Raw genomic sequence first — 17,349 nt, 5'->3', positions numbered from 1 at the left:
ACGGGAATTCCCTTGGCCAGATCCTCGACAGACGTTCCCTATCTGAAGCCGGTGCCCGACAGCCCGCCGGAGGATGATTTCGACAGCGTGGCGCAGCGCCGGGCGGACGAGGCGCTGATCATCGACGTGGACGGCTATGAAGGCCCTCTGGACCTGCTGCTGACCCTGGCGCGGACCCAGAAGGTCGATCTGATGAAGATCTCGGTCCTGCACCTGGCCGAACAATACCTGGCCTTCGTGGAAAAGGCCCGCGCCCTGCGAATCGAGCTGGCCGCCGATTATCTGGTCATGGCAGCCTGGCTGGCCTTCCTGAAATCGCGCCTGCTGTTGCCGCCCGACCCCGAGGCCGAGGGCCCCTCGGCCGAGGACATGGCCGCCCATCTGGCCTTCCAGCTGGAACGGCTGCAAGCCATGCGCGAGGCGGCAGCCCGCCTGATGGGCCGCGATCGGCTGGGCATCAGCCGCTTTGCGCGCGGCGCGCCCGAAACCATTGCCCGCAAGCGGCGCACCGAATGGCAGGCCGGGCTGATCGACCTGATGCGCGCCTATGCCCGCCTGAAGACGAAAGAGGAATTCCGCCCCTATGCCTTCGAGCGCCACGACACATTCACCATGGAACAGGCGCTGGACCGGATGCGCGGGCTGATCGGCTTTGCCGGCGACTGGACCGACCTGTCGGATTTCCTGCCCGATGGCTGGGACGGTGACGGCAGGCGCCGCCGCTCGGCCACCGCCGCCACCTTTGCCGCCTCGCTGGAACTGGCCCGGCAGGGCAAGCTGGAGATCCGCCAGGCCGGGACCTTCGCGCCCATCAGCTTCCGCCGCAACCCTTCAGCCGACCGCTCCTGACGTGACCGATCCGACCCCGCAAGACGACGCCGAGGCCGAAGCCCGGCCCGAGTTTCCGCCGCCGCCGCCGGACCAGCAGGAACGAATGGTCGAAGCCATCCTTTTCGCCGCCGCCGGTCCCATCACCGTTCGCGACCTGGCCGCCCGCCTGCCGCGCGGCTGCGATCCGGCCGAGGCCGTGTCGGCCCTGCGCCGCCGCTATCAGGGCCGCGGCGTGGCGCTGGAACGAATCGGCGACGGCTATGCCTTCCGCACCGCCCCCGATCTGTCCTTCCTGATGCAGACCGAAACGGTCGAGCAGCGCCGATTGTCCCGCGCTGCCGTCGAGACATTGGCGATCATCGCCTATCACCAGCCGGTCACCCGCGCCGAGATCGAGGAAATTCGCGGCGTCGCGGTCAGCCGCGGCACGCTGGACCAGCTGATCGAGATGGAATGGGTCCGTGTCGGCCGCCGCCGCATGACACCGGGCAGGCCGGCGACCTTTGTCGTGACCGAGACATTTCTGGACCATTTCGGCCTGGAATCGGCCCGCGATCTTCCCGGATTGTCCGAGTTGCGCGCGGCAGGGCTGCTGGATTCGCGGCCGCCGCGCGAGGGGATCGCCACCCCTCTTGCGCCGGCCACCGAGGATGACAATATCGACCGCGGCATTCCCGCCGACGATCTGTTCGAAGATGAGTGAGGTCACAGGATGAACGGCTTCATCAACATGTTCACCCGTCTGTTCATGCGCCGCATGATGAACTGGGGCATCAACAAGGGCATCAACCGCATGTCGCGGCGCAAGCCGGGGGCCACGCCGAAGCCACAGCAGGCCAGAACCAACCGTCAGGCCGCCAAGCGTGCCCGGCAGGCGGCGAAATTGGCGCGGCGGATCGGCCGCTGAGCCTCGCCTTTTCCGTCGCCAGCCGCTAGGGCTCGGCGCATGCGCGACGATCCTTTCGACATTTTCCTGGTGGCGACGCCGGGGCTGGAACAGCCCTTGGCCGCCGAGGCGCGCGCGCTTGGCTGGGTGCCAGAGATCCAGCCCGGCGGCGTGACGATTCGCGGCGGCTGGGCGGATGTCTGGCGGGCCAATCTTTGGCTGCGCGGGGCGACGCGGGTTCTGGCGCGGATCGGCAGCTTTCGGGCGCTGCATCTGGCGCAGCTGGACAAGCGGGCGCGGAAATTTCCCTGGGCTTCGGTGCTGCGCCGCGATCTGTCCGTCAGGGTCGATGCCGTCTGCCGCGCCAGCCGCATCTATCACGCGGGCGCGGCGGCACAGCGGGTCGAACGCGCCATCGCCGAGGAACTGGGCGCCCCGATCGCGGCCGATGCCGGAATCGTCGTGAAGGTCCGGATCGACGACGATCTGGTCACGATCAGCCTCGATACGACCGGCGAATCGCTGCACAAGCGCGGCCACAAGCAAGCTGTCGCCAAGGCCCCCATGCGCGAGACGATGGCGGCGATGTTCCTGCGCGAGATGGGGTTCGATGGCAGCCAGACCGTGGTCGACCCGATGTGCGGGTCGGGCACCTTCGTCATCGAGGCGGCCGAGATGGCGGCCGGTCTCGCCGCCGGTCGCAGTCGCGGCTTTGCCTTTGAAAACCTTTCCAGTTTTGATCCCGCAGCCTGGCGGGCAATGCGCGCATCCCCGGCGCCGACAACCCCCGAAAACCGCTTTCACGGAAGCGATCGCGACGCCGGTGCCATTCGGATGAGCGTTCAGAACGCCGCCCGGGCTGGCGTGTCGGAATGGACCGACTTTGCCTGCCTGCCGGTTGGCGACCTGACGCCGCCCAAGGGACCGCCCGGCATCGTCATCGTCAATCCGCCCTATGGCGCCCGGGTCGGAAACAAGGGGCCGCTATACGGGTTGCACGCCGCCATGGGCGAGGTGTTTCGCGACCGGCTTGCGGGCTGGCGGGTCGGGATCGTGACCAGCGAGGCCGGGCTGGCACGGGCGACCGGGCTGCCGCTGGAGGCCGGTCCCATCATCGCGCATGGCGGGCTGAAGGTCCGGCTGTGGCAGACACCGCGAGGGTGACCGGACGGCATTCGCGGTCAGCGGAACTGCTTGGCAAGTTTCAGGCCCTGACCCTGATAATTCGACCGGATGCCCGCGCCGTAGAGGCGGTCGGGGCGGGCGGCCATGCGTTCATAGACCAGGCGCCCGACGACCTGACCATGTTCCAGCGCAAAGGGTGCCTCGTGACAGCGCACCTCCAGCACGCCGCGCGCGCCGGCGCCGGCCGCCCCGATGCCGAAGCCGGGATCGAAGAAGCCGGCGTAATGAACGCGGAATTCACCCGCCATGGCCAGATAGGGGGCCATCTCGGCGGCGCAATCGGCGGGGATCGCGACCGATTCGCGACTGACGAGGATATAGAACGCACCGGGGTCGAGGATCAGGCGGCCGTCGCCGGTCCGCAACTCATCCCAGAAATCGCGCGCGTCATAGGCCCCGATCCGGTCCAGGTCGATGACACCACTATGGGGTCGCGCGCGATAGCCGACCAGATCGCCGCCCGAGGGACGCAGGTCCACGGAAAAGCCAAGCCCCTGGTCGATCAGCGCCTTGCCGCCGACCAGCGGCTCGCGGGCGTCCAGATCGCGCAATTCGGCGTCCGTCAGCACCGCCTGACCGCGCCGCAGGCGAAGCTGGTTCAGGCGCATTCCGGGGCGCACCAGAACCGAAAAGCTGCGCGGGCAGATTTCGGCATAAAGGGGACCGTCATAGGCTTCGGGCAGGCGATCGAACTCGGTGCCGTCATCGGTCACAAGCCGGGTCAGCAGATCCAGCCGCCCGGTCGAGGATTTGGCATTGGCGACGGCGCTCAGCCCATCGGGCAGGGTCAGCCGTTCCATCAGCGGCACCAGATAGACGCATCCCCGTTCCAGAACGGCACCGCCGGACAGATCCATCCGGTGCATTCCGAAATCGGCCAGACGGTCGCTGATGCGATGGCCCTTTCCGGCCAGAAAGCTGGCGCGCAGTCGACAGGCCGTCGTGCCCAGCCGCAAGTCCAGGCTGGCGGGCTGGACCTGTTCGGGCAGGATCGCGGGATCGGCGGTGATGGCGCCCTTATCGATCAGGTGCCGGATCTCGCTGTCGGGCAGGACTCCGTTCATGCCATCCTTCCTTGCAGATCAGGCGGATACGAAAACGCCCACCCCGTGGAGGGATGGGCGTTTTCGAAATGGTCGGGCCGGCGAGATTCGAACTCGCGGCCTTCCGCCCCCCAGACGGACGCGCTAACCAAGCTGCGCCACGGCCCGACGCCGGCCATATAGAGCGAAGCGGCGGGCCTGCACAAGGGCCACGGGACGGGAATCTTCATCCTGCCGGTCAGGTGTTTTCGTAATGCGCGATGATGATGCCGCGCAGTGCGGCGGCGCGGGGCGCGGCCTGCTGCCACCGCGCGTCGCGATGGCTGGCCGCGCGCAGGCGAACCGACAGTCGGGCAAGCTGCGCCAGCCAGCCGGTGGCCTGCGCGTCGGCGGACAGGTCGGGAAACAGAGGCAGCGCATCATGGCCCGACTGCCGGCGGCGGCGCTGCCGCGCGCGGGGCGGATGGTCGGGCATCGGATCGTCCTGCGGCGCGGGTTCGTCGGGCATCTCGATCAGATGCTTCGCGATGGCGGCTTCCTTGCGCGGCGTCGCCTCAGGGGCGCCGGGCGCGGCCACCTGCTCGCCCAGGCGCTCGGCGCCGCGACCGCGAATCGCCGCGCCACGATCCTTTGCGATCAGCTTCTTCGCGCCCCTGATGGTCATGCCGTCGTCGCGCAGAACCTCGCACAGCCCGGCTACCAGCCGGATATCGTCGGGGCGATAATAGCGCCGACCATCAGGCCGCTTCATCGGCTTCAACTGCGGGAACTGCGTTTCCCAATAGCGCAGGACATGCGGGGCGACGCCGATCAGCTTGGCGACCTCTCCGATCGAACGGAATGCCTCGGCGCTTTTCTGCATCAGCAATTATCGCTTGTTGCCGGCAGCGACCCGCTCCTTCATCAGGTGCGATGGTCGGAAGGACAGCACCCGGCGCGGCGTGATCGGCACCTCTTCGCCGGTTTTAGGGTTGCGGCCGATCCGTTCGTTCTTGTCGCGGACGCTGAATGTGCCAAAGGACGAGATCTTGACCTGCTCGCCACTGACCAGCGCGTCCGAAACGTGATCGAGAACGCTTTCGACAAGCTGGGCGGATTCGTGACGCGACAAGCCGACATCGCGGAACACCGCCTCGGCCAGATCCATCCGGGTCAGAGTCTTGTCGCCCATGACTTTTCCTCTTTTGTCACAACAGGATGAAGCGGAATGATCGCCGTGTCAACGAGGGCCGGCGCCAAATCGTTCCGCCATCCGCACCGGATCGGCGCGTTTGCGCGGACCGCCGCGCAGCACGCGGGCTTTGAAACCGGCCCGAACGACGCCTATCTTGAAGCGACGAAAAGGAGGATACCATGGCCGGAGGATGGGCCCGCGACGATGCGGTGAATGATCAGATCGAGGTCAGCACGGCCGAGGCCGTGGCCCGCGCCAGGGCGCGCGCGGCCCGCGCCGCCGAGGCGCCATCGGCCGAATTCTGCGCCGAATGCGACGACCCGATCCCCGAGGCCCGCCGCCGGGCGGTGCCGGGGGTGCAGCTTTGCGTCACATGCCAATCCGGACGCGACCGCCGAATTCGCCCGGAAGGCGGGATCAACCGGCGCGGCAGCAAGGATTCACAGATGAAATAGCCGCGCCCGGCGTTACCAGCGCAGCACGACGCTGCCCCAGCTCAGCCCGCCGCCGATGGCTTCGGTCACGATCACATCGCCGCGTTTCAGGCGTCCGTCCGCTGCGGCCACGGCCAGCGCCAGCGGGATCGAGGCCGCCGAGGTATTGCCGTGATCGGCCACCGTCAGCACGACCTTCTGCATCGGCAACTGCATCTTCTGTGCGGTGGCGGTGATGATGCGCATGTTGGCCTGATGCGGCACCAGCCAGGTCACGTCTGCGGCGGTCAGCCCGGCCTTGTCCAGGGCCGTGTGCGCGGTCCTGGCCAGTTTCTCGACCGCGTGGCGGAACACCAGATTGCCCTGCATCCGCAGATGCCCCGCCGTGCCGGTGGTCGAGACGCCGCCATCGACATAGAGCAGGTCGCGATACTGTCCGTCGCTGTTCAGATCGGCGGACAGCACGCCGCGATCGGCATTGCCGCCCGCGCCCTCCTGCGCCTCCAGCACCACGGCGCCGGCACCGTCGCCGAACAGCACGCAGGTCGAGCGGTCGGTCCAGTCCATGATGCGCGAAAAGGTCTCGGCCCCGATGACCAGGACCCGGTCGGCCATGCCGCCCCGGATCATCGCATCGGCATTGGCCAGCGCGAAGACGAAGCCCGCGCAGACGGCCTGCACGTCATAGGCGAAGCCGTGGGTCATGCCCAGACCGGACTGCACCATCGTCGCCACCGCCGGAAAGGTTAGATCGGGGGTCGACGTCGCCAGGATGATGCCGTCGATCTGGTCGGGTTCCAGCCCGGCTTTCGACAGCGCGTCGCGGGCAGCGTTCAGAGCCAGATCGCTGGTCGCCTGACCTTCGGCGGCGAAGTGGCGCCGCTCGATCCCGCTGCGCGAACGGATCCATTCGTCGCTGGTATCCAGCTTGTCCTCGAACCAGCTGTTCTCGATCACCGTTTCAGGCAGATAGAGGCCGGTTCCGCGAATGACGGATCTTCGGGTCACGTCGAGGTCTCCGATTCGCCGGCGGTCGTGGCCGAGGCAACCTGGGCCACGCGCGCGGCAAGCCGGTCCTGAAAGCCCGACTTCGCCAGGGTGAAGGCCAGCTTGATCGCCGCCGAAACGCCGGTCGCATCGGCCGAGCCGTGAGATTTGACCACGGTGCCATTCAAGCCCAGGAAGATGCCGCCATTCACCCGACGCGGGTCGATCCGCTTTTGCAGGCGCTTCAAAGAGGTCATGGCCAGCACGGCCGCGAATTTCGACATGATCGAATTGGCGAAGGCCGCGCGCAGGAACTCGCCCACCAGCTTGGCCGTGCCCTCGCCCGTCTTCAGGGCGATATTGCCGGTAAAGCCGTCGGTCACGATCACATCGACGCGCGACGACGGCAGATCGCCGCCCTCGACGAAACCGACATAGTCGAAACCGCCGGTTCCGGCGGCGTCAGCGATCAGGTCGTGGGCCTGTTTCAGTTCGGCGCGCCCCTTGTGTTCCTCGGTGCCGACATTCAGCAGGCCGACGCGCGGGCGTTCGACGTCCAGGCCGTTGCGGGCGTAGGAGGCGCCCATCATCGCATATTGCAACAGGTCAGGCGCGTCGGCGCGGATATCCGCGCCCACATCCAGCATGATGTTGAAGCCCTGAGGGTTCTTCGAGGGCCACAGACAGGCGATGGCGGGACGGTTCACGCCCGGCAGCTTGCGCAGGCGCAGCATCGACAGCGCCATCAGCGCGCCGGTATTGCCGCAACTGACGGCGGCCCCGGCCTCGCCCTTGCGAACGGATTCGATCGCCGACCACATCGAGGTGCCGTCGCCCTTGCGCAGGATCTGGCTGGGCTTGTCTTCCATCGTCACGACACCCGCGGCATGGCGGATGTCGCAGCGGTCGGACAATTGCTTGCGGCGGTTGATCAGACGGCGAAGCTGATCCTGGTCGCCATGCACGATAAAGCGGATCTCGGGGTTCTTTTCGGCGCTTTCGGCCATTCCGGCCACCACGGCGAGGGGGCCGCGATCGCCACCCATCGCGTCAACCGAAATCACCACGCTGCCCCGGTTCTCGGGGGCGCGCTGTTCCTGAATGGTCGCTGGATCGTCGGTCATATGGCGGGAGGGCCCGACCCGATCAGGCCGCGTCGTCGTCCAGGTCGATCTCGTTCGCCTGGGCGATCACCTCGCGATCGGCGTAATGGCCGCAGGACGGGCAGACGTGATGCGGACGCTTCAATTCGCCGCAATTCGAACATTCGTTGGGGTTGCCGGCGACCAGCGCGTCATGGGCACGACGCATGTTGCGCTTGGAGCGGGTGACGCGATTCTGAGGGACAGCCATGTCTCGACCTCGGTTGTCTGGGTGCGGGCCGAAAGCCGTGGCACCATGAGTTTTGTATTCGTAAATGAACCGCGCAGATACGCGATAGAACCCGCGCCTGCAAGCCCTCGCTTGGGTCGGCTTGCCCATAAATGCGCCGCGGCGGTGGCGCCGCGCCAGCCCATTCTGGTCCGGCAGGACGAATCCGCATGATCGGCCGCGATTCTGTGGCTGCATTGCAACGGCGCGGCGGCGCAGGTTCCGGGCCCCTATCCCTGGACGTCGCCGTCCCCCCGCATCAGCCGGTCCAGCCCCTCGAAGGGCCGTCGCGTCTCGGGCCGGCCGTCATCATCGCGGGCATCCGGCGTCAGTTCGGCGCCTTGCGCGCGGGGATAATCCGGCAAGGACAGCGCCAGTTCCTCGATCATCACGGCCGAAAGGTCGATGAACTGGCCCAGCGGTTCCAGCGTTTCGTCCGGCATCTCGACCTCGTCGCCCTCGGGGTCGCGCAGATGCGGGGAATAGAGGCGGCGCACATCTTCCTCGATCCGGGTCTTCACCGGCTTCAGCGTCACCACGCAGGACTGCACGACCTGTGCCGTCAGCCGGCCCGACAACGCCCAGGCTTGGCCGCCCTCGGCCCTGATCCGGCCCTCGAAAGCCAGGCGGGGCAGGGCGAGGATGTTCAGTTCGGCCGCGATGGCCGCGCGCGCCTCGGCCGCGGGACGCAGCGCGAAATCGGTCGGGCCGCGCGGATCCAGATGGGCGACGCGCAGGCGTTGCGGCTGCGACGCGGAGGGCTGTGCTGGGGCTGTCATGATCGTGCCTCGGGCAGTTGGCTTGCGACATGCGGCGGTGACCTGCGGCACAAGCCCTCGTCGCGGATGGACTTCTTGAGCGCCGCGCCGGAGTTTGCTAAGCCGGGCGGGCCGCGTCAACCGCCCGCACAAAGGAAACCCGCATGGCTGCCTTCAGGAACCTTCTGATCCTGGCTTTCGTGGCCGTGCTGGCCGCCTGTGCGCCCGTCTATCGCAATCACGGCTATGTGCCGCCCGATTCCGATCTGGCGAAGGTGGTCGTCGGCCAGACCAGCATGGATCAACTGGAGGGGCTGATCGGCCGGCCCTCGGCGCAGGGTCTGCTGACCGGTGCGGGGTGGTATTATGTCGGCTCGCGCTGGCGCAATTTTGGCGCGCTGCCCCCGCAAGAGGTAGATCGAGAAGTCGTGGCGATTTCCTTCGCGCCCAGCGGGGTCGTGTCCAATATCGAACGTTTCGGGCAGGAACGTGGCCGCGTCGTGGTGCTGTCGCGCCGCGTGACGGAGGGCAGCGTTACCGAGGTTTCGTTCATCCGCCAGCTTCTCGGCAACCTGGGCAATTTCCAGGCCGGCGACTTCATCGAGTGACGCGGCGCGCGGGCCGGGCCGTTCAGGTGGTCTCGATCAGGCGGGCCGCCAGCCGATGCAGTTGGTCACGATATCCTGTCCGCGCCGAGGGAAGGTCGGGGTCGGACGTCATCGCGATGGCGCTGGCCGGGCGGTCGCGCGTGGCGGGAAAGACATAGATCATCTGCCCGCCATAGCCCCAGCCATAGCGCAGGTCGCGACCGGCCATGCGGTCGATGAACCAGCCATAGCCGTATCCCTGGCCGCCGAAGATCGAGGCTGTGCGGACCTGCCAGCTTTGCGCGATCCAGTCCCGCGACAGGATCCTCTGCCCGCCGGCGCGTCCGCCCGTGGCATAAAGCGCGCCGAAGGCCAGCAGCGACCGGGTGCTCATCGCCATCTGGTTGCCGCCCAGATAGATGCCCTGCGGGTCGCGCTGCCAGCCGGCGATGCGAAAGCCCGGAACATCGCCCAGCCAGTCCCGCGCCAGCGCCATCGTGGATCGCTGTGACACCCGCGTCAGGATGGCCGAGACGAGATGGCTGGATGCGGTGGAATACTGCATCGGCCCGCCCGGATCCTGGGTGAAAGGCGCGGCCAATGCGGCGCGGACCCAGTTCGCAGTGTTGACCCAGCGGCCGTAATTCGGTCCCGATTGCCGTTCCAGTCCCGCCTGCATCGACAGCAGATCACCCAATGTCACCTGCGCCAGGCGCGGATCGGGGTCGCGCGGCAGATCGGCCTTCAGGATCGGGGCGATCGGCTGGTCGGGACCGTCCAGCAGCCCCTTGTCGATGGCGATGCCCGCCAGGGCCGAAATCACGGATTTCGAGGCGGACTTGATGTTGGTCGGCCGGTCCGGGGTAAAGCCGCCATAGCCGCGGGCCGCGATCTCGGCGCCGTCGCGCCAGATCGCGACGGCGCGCAGAGGCTCCAGCCGCGACGCCTCGGAGAGGATCGGCGACAGCGAGGCCCGCGCAAGGTTCGGCGCGGCAAGGACGGCGGCGGCGGCAGCCAGCAGGATGCGTCTGTGCATGGCCCCATTATGCGGGCGCGGCGGCGGCAGGCGAAGTCACGCTTGCGTCAGGCGGGGTCGCGCCTGTAGGGCGGAACGCGATGAAAGGGGGGGGCCATGTCCGCGCTTGACGATCTTGCCACCAGTCCGTTCCACGATGCCGAGGCACCGCTTCGGGCGCGGATGCTGTCGCGGCTGGCCGATACCGAACTGGCCGTCGCGCTGGTCTCCGAACCCAGGGGCGAGACGCTGGAATTCCGGATCTTCGCGCTGGAAGACGGCCCCGTCGCCCTGGCCTGCGACGGCGAGGACCGGCTGGCGGGGTTCCTGGGCGGCCCGGTCGCCTATGCCGCGTTGCCCGGGCGGGTGCTGGCGGCGATCCTGCGCACCGAGGGCACGGGCCTGCTGGTCAATCCCGGCGCACCCTCCGAGATGCTTCTGGACGCCGCGACGCTGGATTGGCTGGCGGGCGCGCTGACCTCTGCGCCCGAAACCGCCGAGGCGCGGCTGCGGCCTGTCGCGCCCGACCCGGCCGCCGTCGCGGCGCTGGCCGAACCCCTGGCGGCGCGGCTGTCCGATCTGCGCGGCCTGGTATCCGGCGCAGCCCTTGCGGGTATCGCGGGCCGGGCCGGACATCTGCTGCTGATTTCGGGGGCGTCGCCGGACCACCAGCCCGCCATCGCCAAGGCCCTGGCCGAAACGCTGGCCTTCCTGCCGCCGCAGCCCGGCGGTGTCGATATCAGCTTTTCCGAGACCGTTCCTCCGACCGGCGCGCTGCGATTCGACCTGCCGCCGGACGTCCTCCCCGACCTGCCGAAAGGCCCGAAAGGGCCGCCGATCCTGCGCTGATCGTCGCGTCGGTTTCGCCCCGCGCCGTGACGCAGGATTGTTGCACCGTCGTCGCCAAACTGACAGAAGGGATGGATGCAGCCGCGATACAAGGCCCTTCTTGTCCATCTTCTGACCGCGACAGGCGCGGTGCTGTCGATGCTGGCGATGCTGGCGGCGGTCAACGCGGAATGGTCGATGATGTTTCTGTGGCTGGTCGCCGCCTTCGCCGTCGATGGCGTCGATGGCCCGCTGGCGCGCAGATACGATGTCAGGGTCAACTGGCCGACCTATGACGGCGTGCTGATGGATCTGATCATCGATTATCTGACCTATGTCTTCATTCCGGCCTTCGCGTTGTTCAAATCCGGGCTTCTCAGCGGCTGGACCGGCTGGTTCGCGATCATCGTCATCACCTATGGCAGCGTGATCTATTTCGCGGATACGCGGATGAAGACCAGGGATTATTCCTTCGCGGGCTTTCCGGGATGCTGGAACATGGTTGTTCTGGTCCTGTTCGCGGTCAAGCCGCACTGGACGGTGATCCTGGCCATCATCGTGGCGCTGACCGTCGCGATGTTCAGCAACATCAAGTTCATCCACCCGGTGCGCACCGAACGCTGGCGCGCGATCTCGCTGCCCGTGGCCATCGCCTGGGTGATCTTTGCCGTCCGCGCGGCATGGGTCGATTTCCACCCCTCGAGCTGGGCGATCTGGGGATTGGTGGTGACGACGCTGTGGCTGATCCTGGCGGGCGCGGCCCAGCAGCTTCTGGATCGCCGCATCCGGCCCTGAACGCAGGGGGCGGACAAGTCGTCCGCCCCCCTCGCACTCTTTCCCAATACCTCGGGGGGTGCGGGGGGCTGGCCCCCCGCCGGTCCCGTCTCAGGCGAACTTCCTGATCTCGCCCGACCGGAGCCGCGAGAGATAGCTGTTCATCTCGGTCTTCACGACCGGCATCAGCACATAGAGCGCGATGATGTTGACGACCGCCATCGAGAAGATCATCGCATCCGAGAAGTCGATGACCGGCCCCAGGCTCGCCGCCGCGCCGATCCAGGTGAAGATGCAGAAGATCACCTTGAAGACCAGTTCCTTGGTCCGGCCCTCGCCGAACAGGAAGGTCCAGGCCTTCAGGCCGTAATAGCTCCACGAGATCATTGTCGAAAAGGCGAACAGCACCACCGCCAGCGCAAGGATATAGCGGAACCAGCCGAAGCTTTCGCTGAAGGCCGCCGAGGTCAGTGCCACGCCGCTATTGCCGCTGAGCGTCTGGATCGCGTCGCCCGACTCGTTCAGCACGAACATGCCGGTCTGGGGATCGGTGACCAGCTGGCCGGTGATGATGATGACCAGCGCCGTCATGGTGCAGATCACGACGGTGTCGATGAAGGGCTCCAGCAGCGACACGAAGCCTTCGGTGATCGGCTCGTTGGTGCGCACGGCCGAATGGGCGATCGCGGCCGAGCCGACGCCGGCCTCGTTGGAAAAGGCGGCGCGGCGGAAACCCTGGATCAGCGCCCCGGTGGCCCCGCCGACGGCGCCGTCCCAGGTAAAGGCCCCGCGGAAGATCTGGCCGAAGGCGTTTCCGATCTGGTCGTAGTTCAGCAAGATGATGATCAGCGCCGTGCCGACATAGAGGATGCCCATGAAGGGAACGACACGTTCGGTCACCTGCGCGATCGCCTTGATGCCGCCGACGATGACCATGAACACGATCAGCGCGAAGACCAGTCCGGTGATCCAGCCCGGATAGTCGCCGAAGACATTGGCAAGCTGGGCATGGGCCTGGTTGGACTGGAACATGTTGCCGCCGCCGAAGGCTCCGAGGATGCAGAAGATCGAGAACAGGACCGCCAGCACCTTGCCGCCGCCGACGCCGCGTTCGGAAAAGCCCTTGGTCATGTAATACATCGGCCCGCCCGAAACGTGGCCGTCTTCGTATTCGTTGCGGTATTTCACGCCCAGCGTGCATTCGGTGAATTTCGATGCCATGCCCAGAAGACCCGCCAGAATCATCCAGAAGGTCGCGCCCGGACCGCCGATGCCGATGGCGACCGCGACGCCGGCGATATTGCCCAGCCCGACCGTGCCCGACAGCGCCGTGGCCAGCGCCTGGAAGTGGCTGACCTCGCCCGCGTCGTTGGGGTCGGAATAATCGCCCCGGACCAGCGCGATGGAATGGCCGAAGGCGCGGAACTGGATGAAGCCGAAATAGATGGTGAAGATCGTCGCCGCGACCACCAGCCAGCCGACGATCCAGGGGAAGGAGGTGCCCGGAAAGCTGGAAAAGATGAAGCTGACGAACCAGCCGGTCGAACTGGCGAAGACGCTGTTGACGGCCTCGTCCAGCCCCTGGGCCGCCGCGGGTCCTGTCGCGGCCAGGGTTGCAAGCGCCGCCGGGACGCCCAGTCGTTTTGCGAAATGGGTCATGTCAAATCTCCTTGTCCCGTGGCTCATGGCACGATCGTCACCGGCACCGGCGATGCCTGCGCCAGCGTGCCCGCAACGGATCCGAAGATGCGCGAGGTGAAGCCCGAATGGCCCATGCGTCCGATGAAGATCAGCGCCGCGTTTTCGTCCTGCGCGATCTTGCACAATGTCTCGGCGATGTGGCCATAGCGCATCGCGGTCGAGACCGGAATCCCTTCGGCCTCGACCAGCCTGACCATCGGCTGGATCAGCATCTCTTCGGCGCGCTGCAATTCTTCCTTGCGCCGCTGGTGACGTTCTTCGATCTCGTTGGGCGTGAGGAAACTGTAGGGCGACCATTCCAGGACATGCGCGATGATGATGCTGTCCCCCTGCGCGCCGGCCCGACTTATCGCAAAGTCCAGCGCGCGGCGTGACGCCTCGCTGCCGTCATAACCGACGACGATCTTGCGTGACATGAATCCCCCTTTCCGTTGCTTCGTGGTTTTTCGGTGCTCGCTTCTGCGTCGATCATCAAATGATAGGCAAATGACCGGGGCAGCGGCCAGCAAAAAGATGACGAAACCGTGAATGTCCTTTCACGCCGGCGGATTGGCGCTATCGGCCGCGCCGTGCTGCACGGCCCTGGGCGGCGATTTTTCGCTTTTCAAGCCGGCCCGCGGGCGGCATAGTCGCGGCCATGACCCGGATGCTGCATATCCCGACCGCCGCGACCGCGCCCTTTGGCGCGCGTCTGGCCGTCAATCTCCGCGGTCTGCTGCTTCTTACGCTGCGCTGAGCGGGTCTTCCGGGCCGCCGCTCAGTCAGGTCGGCGCCCGGATATTCCCGATACCGGACAGCGCAAGAAAGACAGACCCATGAGCGACGAGAACCGCGTCTTCATCTTCGACACCACCCTGCGCGACGGCGAACAATCGCCCGGCGCGACCATGTCCCACGCCGAAAAGCTGGAAATCGCCCAGATGCTGGACGAGATGGGCGTGGACATCATCGAGGCCGGCTTTCCGATCGCCAGCGAAGGCGATTTCGCCGCCGTCAGCGAGATTGCGCGACAGGCGCAGACCAGCGTGATCTGCGGTCTGGCCCGCGCCCAGATCCCCGATATCGACCGCTGCTGGGAGGCGGTGAAACATGCCCGCCGCCCGCGCATCCACACCTTCATCGGCACCTCGCCGCTGCACCGCGCGATTCCCAACCTGGACATGGACCAGATGGCCGAGCGGATCGAACAGACCGTCACCCATGCCCGCAACCTGTGCGACAACGTGCAATGGTCGCCGATGGACGCCACGCGGACCGAACATGATTACCTGTGCCGCGTGGTCGAGATCGCGATCCGGTGCGGCGCCACGACCATCAATATCCCCGATACGGTGGGCTATACCGCACCGCGCGAATCCGCCGATCTGATCCGGATGCTGATCGAACGGGTGCCCGGCGCGGATGACATCATCTTCGCCACCCATTGCCACAACGACCTGGGCATGGCGACGGCCAACAGCCTTGCAGCGGTCGAGGCCGGCGCCCGCCAGATCGAATGCACCATCAACGGGCTGGGCGAACGCGCCGGCAACACCGCGCTGGAAGAGGTGGTGATGGCGCTGCGCGTGCGTCACGACATCATGCCTTTCGACACCGGAATCGACACCACCAAGATCATCGGCCTGTCGCGTCGGGTGGCGCAGGTTTCCGGCTTTCCGGTCCAGTTCAACAAGGCCATCGTCGGCAAGAACGCCTTCCTGCATGAAAGCGGCATCCATCAGGACGGCGTGCTGAAGAATGTCGAGACCTTCGAAATCATGCGCCCGGCCGATATCGGCCTGAACGAAACCAACATCGCGATGGGCAAGCATTCGGGCCGCGCGGCGCTGCGGGCCAAGCTGAAGGATCTGGGCTACGAGGTCGGCGACAACCAGTTGAAGGACATCTTCGTGCGGTTCAAGGCGCTCGCCGATCGCAAGAAAGAGGTCTATGACGAGGATATCGTCGCGCTTGTCCAGGACGCCGCCGCAAATACCGAGGACGATCATCTGCAGGTCAAGCATCTGCGCGTCGTCTGCGGAAGCGACGGACAGAGCGCCGATCTGACCATGATCGTGGATGGCGAGGAACGGACCGTCCATGCGGTGGGCGACGGCCCGGTCGATGCCTGTTTCAACGCGGTCAAGCAGATCTTCCCGCATGACGCGCGGCTGCAATTGTATCAGGTCCATGCCGTCACCGAAGGCACCGATGCGCAGGCCACGGTCAGCGTCCGGATGGAGGAAGACGGCCGCATCGTGAACGGGCAGGCGGCCGATACCGACACGATCCTGGCCTCGGTCAAGGCCTATGTCGGCGCGCTGAACCACCTGATCGTGCGCCGCGCCCGCACGGGCCGGGACGACAAGCAGATCAGCATGTATTCGCATTGATCCCCTGGCGCGGATGGAAGCCCGCCCGCAAGCCTGCGGGGCATTCCCCGCGCGGATGCGATTGGCCCGATGATGCGAAAGCGGGGACGCCCTGTCACGTCCCGGAAACCGCCTGCCATCGGCGCCACGGATGATGCAAGGATCCGAAGGGGCGGTCCGCCGCCGCGCGTTGTGGCACGGTCGCCGCACCCCGCCGCCCGGCACAGCGCGGTTGTGCCGGGCGGCGCTAGACAGGGCTTTCGCTTGGGCCTGAGGGCTTCTATACCGGGCGAGGCCCGCACCGGGGGCGATTCCCGCCGGTTGTGCGGGGCGTGAAATTCGGGCAGGCCGGGATCAACCCGGTGCGAACAGGGGACTACGGGCATGGCATTCGGCGGTTTGTTTTCGACCGATATCGCAATCGACCTCGGCACGGCGAACACGCTGATCTATGTCAAGGGCAAGGGCATCATCCTGAACGAGCCCTCGGTCGTGGCCTATCACGTCAAGGACGGCAAGCGGCAGGTTCTGGCGGTGGGCGAGGACGCGAAACTGATGCTGGGCCGCACACCGGGCAGCATCGAGGCGATCCGGCCGATGCGCGAAGGTGTCATCGCCGATTTCGACAGCGCCGAGCAGATGATCAAGCATTTCATCAAGAAGGTGTTCAAGCGCACCACCTTCTCGAAGCCCAAGATCATCGTCTGCGTGCCCCATGGCGCCACCCCGGTCGAAAAACGCGCCATCCGTCAGTCGGTCCTGTCCGCCGGCGCCCGCCGTGCGGGCCTGATCGCGGAACCCATCGCGGCGGCCATCGGTGCGGGGATGCCGATCACCGAGCCCACCGGCAGCATGGTCGTCGATATTGGCGGCGGCACGACCGAGGTCGCGGTGCTGTCGCTGGGCGATGTGGTCTATGCGCGTTCTGTCCGCATCGGCGGCGACCGCATGGACGAGGCGATCATCAACTATCTGCGCCGCAACCAGAACATGTTGATCGGCGACAGCACGGCCGAGCGCGTGAAGACCAGCATCGGCACCGCGCGGATGCCCGATGACGGACGCGGCGCCACGATCATGGTGCGCGGACGCGATCTGCTGAACGGTATCCCCAAGGAAATCGAGATCAGCCAGGCCATGGTCGCCGAGGCGCTGACCGAACCGATGCAGGCGATCTGCGAGGCGGTGATGGTCGCGCTGGAGGCGACGCCGCCCGACCTGGCCGCCGATATCGTCGATCGCGGCGTGATCCTGACCGGTGGCGGCGCCATGCTGGGCGATCTGGATCTGGCCCTGCGCGAACAGACCGGCCTTTCGATCACCCTGGCCGATCAGCCGATGAGTTGCGTCGCGCTTGGCACCGGCAAGGCGCTGGAATTCGAAAAGCAGTTGCGCCACGTCATCGACTACGAAAGCTGACGCAG

20 protein-coding genes and 1 tRNA gene are annotated in these 17,349 nt (G+C 66.6%); 10 read left to right on the top strand and 11 right to left on the bottom strand.

The window, feature by feature from the left end; translation table 11 throughout:
* Nucleotides 1–51: 51 nt before the first annotated feature.
* Genes B4L36_RS12665 through B4L36_RS12650 form a run of 4 tightly spaced genes read left to right on the top strand, consistent with a single transcriptional unit; the run spans nt 52 to nt 2,881 of the window.
* A complete protein-coding gene (locus B4L36_RS12665) occupies nt 52–849 on the top strand; it encodes a segregation and condensation protein A (protein WP_292957971.1) in 798 nt (265 codons plus the stop codon).
* A gap of 1 nt (nt 850) precedes the next feature.
* A complete protein-coding gene (gene scpB / locus B4L36_RS12660) occupies nt 851–1,534 on the top strand; it encodes an SMC-Scp complex subunit ScpB (RefSeq protein ID WP_292957857.1) in 684 nt (227 codons plus the stop codon).
* A gap of 9 nt (nt 1,535–1,543) precedes the next feature.
* Complete coding sequence (locus B4L36_RS12655; protein ID WP_292957854.1) at nt 1,544–1,738, top strand: hypothetical protein; 195 nt, start codon at nt 1,544–1,546, stop codon at nt 1,736–1,738.
* A 39-nt stretch (nt 1,739–1,777) separates the two neighbouring features.
* Nucleotides 1,778–2,881, top strand: a complete 1,104-nt coding sequence (locus B4L36_RS12650; RefSeq protein WP_292957852.1) for a THUMP domain-containing class I SAM-dependent RNA methyltransferase — start codon at nt 1,778–1,780, stop codon at nt 2,879–2,881.
* 17 nt (nt 2,882–2,898) lie between these two features.
* Here the strand turns inward: B4L36_RS12650 and B4L36_RS12645 are convergent, their stop codons facing one another.
* The 4 genes from B4L36_RS12645 to ihfA form a co-directional block, all read right to left on the bottom strand.
* Nucleotides 2,899–3,966: a 2'-deoxycytidine 5'-triphosphate deaminase gene (locus tag B4L36_RS12645; protein ID WP_292957849.1), complete on the bottom strand. Its 1,068-nt coding sequence runs from the start codon at nt 3,964–3,966 to the stop codon at nt 2,899–2,901.
* Between the two features lie 69 nt (nt 3,967–4,035).
* Nucleotides 4,036–4,113 (bottom strand) — tRNA-Pro (locus B4L36_RS12640).
* Between the two features lie 70 nt (nt 4,114–4,183).
* A complete protein-coding gene (locus B4L36_RS12635; protein WP_292957846.1) occupies nt 4,184–4,807 on the bottom strand; it encodes a MerR family transcriptional regulator in 624 nt (207 codons plus the stop codon).
* A 6-nt stretch (nt 4,808–4,813) separates the two neighbouring features.
* On the bottom strand, nt 4,814–5,116 hold the full coding sequence (ihfA, locus tag B4L36_RS12630; RefSeq protein WP_292957843.1) for an integration host factor subunit alpha: 303 nt from the start codon (nt 5,114–5,116) through the stop codon (nt 4,814–4,816).
* Between the two features lie 182 nt (nt 5,117–5,298).
* Between ihfA and B4L36_RS12625 the strand changes: the two genes are divergently transcribed.
* Complete coding sequence (locus B4L36_RS12625; RefSeq protein WP_292957840.1) at nt 5,299–5,574, top strand: DksA/TraR family C4-type zinc finger protein; 276 nt, start codon at nt 5,299–5,301, stop codon at nt 5,572–5,574.
* Nucleotides 5,575–5,586: 12 nt separating this feature from the next.
* Here the strand turns inward: B4L36_RS12625 and B4L36_RS12620 are convergent, their stop codons facing one another.
* From B4L36_RS12620 to B4L36_RS12605, 4 genes are all read right to left on the bottom strand, one after another.
* Nucleotides 5,587–6,561, bottom strand: a complete 975-nt coding sequence (locus B4L36_RS12620; RefSeq protein WP_292957837.1) for a beta-ketoacyl-ACP synthase III — start codon at nt 6,559–6,561, stop codon at nt 5,587–5,589.
* Nucleotides 6,558–7,664: a phosphate acyltransferase PlsX gene (plsX, locus tag B4L36_RS12615; RefSeq protein ID WP_292957834.1), complete on the bottom strand. Its 1,107-nt coding sequence runs from the start codon at nt 7,662–7,664 to the stop codon at nt 6,558–6,560. Before plsX ends, B4L36_RS12620 begins: the two co-directional genes overlap by 4 nt.
* Before the next feature lie 22 nt (nt 7,665–7,686).
* The gene (gene rpmF, locus B4L36_RS12610) at nt 7,687–7,893 is read right to left on the bottom strand and encodes a 50S ribosomal protein L32 (protein WP_090742511.1); all 207 of its coding nucleotides are present in this window, start codon (nt 7,891–7,893) and stop codon (nt 7,687–7,689) included.
* A gap of 248 nt (nt 7,894–8,141) precedes the next feature.
* Nucleotides 8,142–8,690: a YceD family protein gene (locus B4L36_RS12605; RefSeq protein ID WP_292957825.1), complete on the bottom strand. Its 549-nt coding sequence runs from the start codon at nt 8,688–8,690 to the stop codon at nt 8,142–8,144.
* Between the two features lie 143 nt (nt 8,691–8,833).
* Between B4L36_RS12605 and B4L36_RS12600 the strand changes: the two genes are divergently transcribed.
* The gene (locus B4L36_RS12600; RefSeq protein WP_292957822.1) at nt 8,834–9,277 is read left to right on the top strand and encodes an outer membrane protein assembly factor BamE; all 444 of its coding nucleotides are present in this window, start codon (nt 8,834–8,836) and stop codon (nt 9,275–9,277) included.
* A 22-nt stretch (nt 9,278–9,299) separates the two neighbouring features.
* Here B4L36_RS12600 and B4L36_RS12595 read toward each other — a convergent pair whose 3' ends face one another.
* Entirely contained in the window at nt 9,300–10,292 is a 993-nt protein-coding gene (locus B4L36_RS12595; protein WP_292957819.1) for a serine hydrolase domain-containing protein, read from the bottom strand.
* Nucleotides 10,293–10,388: 96 nt separating this feature from the next.
* Here B4L36_RS12595 and B4L36_RS12590 point away from each other — a divergent pair, with 96 nt between their 5' ends.
* Both B4L36_RS12590 and B4L36_RS12585 read left to right on the top strand, forming a co-directional pair.
* Complete coding sequence (locus B4L36_RS12590) at nt 10,389–11,120, top strand: SseB family protein (protein WP_292957816.1); 732 nt, start codon at nt 10,389–10,391, stop codon at nt 11,118–11,120.
* A 75-nt stretch (nt 11,121–11,195) separates the two neighbouring features.
* A complete protein-coding gene (locus B4L36_RS12585) occupies nt 11,196–11,894 on the top strand; it encodes a CDP-alcohol phosphatidyltransferase family protein (RefSeq protein ID WP_292957813.1) in 699 nt (232 codons plus the stop codon).
* A gap of 90 nt (nt 11,895–11,984) precedes the next feature.
* Here the strand turns inward: B4L36_RS12585 and B4L36_RS12580 are convergent, their stop codons facing one another.
* Nucleotides 11,985–13,532 (bottom strand): alanine/glycine:cation symporter family protein, encoded by a 1,548-nt coding sequence (locus B4L36_RS12580; protein ID WP_292957810.1) that lies wholly within the window; start codon nt 13,530–13,532, stop codon nt 11,985–11,987.
* Between the two features lie 23 nt (nt 13,533–13,555).
* Nucleotides 13,556–13,990 (bottom strand): universal stress protein, encoded by a 435-nt coding sequence (locus B4L36_RS12575; protein ID WP_292957807.1) that lies wholly within the window; start codon nt 13,988–13,990, stop codon nt 13,556–13,558.
* 399 nt (nt 13,991–14,389) lie between these two features.
* Between B4L36_RS12575 and B4L36_RS12570 the strand changes: the two genes are divergently transcribed.
* A complete protein-coding gene (locus B4L36_RS12570; protein ID WP_292957804.1) occupies nt 14,390–15,946 on the top strand; it encodes a 2-isopropylmalate synthase in 1,557 nt (518 codons plus the stop codon).
* 363 nt (nt 15,947–16,309) lie between these two features.
* On the top strand, nt 16,310–17,344 hold the full coding sequence (locus tag B4L36_RS12565; protein ID WP_292957801.1) for a rod shape-determining protein: 1,035 nt from the start codon (nt 16,310–16,312) through the stop codon (nt 17,342–17,344).
* Nucleotides 17,345–17,349 lie beyond the last annotated feature (5 nt).

The sequence above is a fragment of the Paracoccus sp. UBA889 genome, assembly GCA_002294185.1.
In the GTDB taxonomy this organism is placed as follows: Bacteria; Pseudomonadota; Alphaproteobacteria; order Rhodobacterales; family Rhodobacteraceae; genus Paracoccus.
The sequence above is the reverse complement of the archived record's forward strand: the minus strand, read 5'-3'. Positions and strand labels throughout refer to the sequence as shown.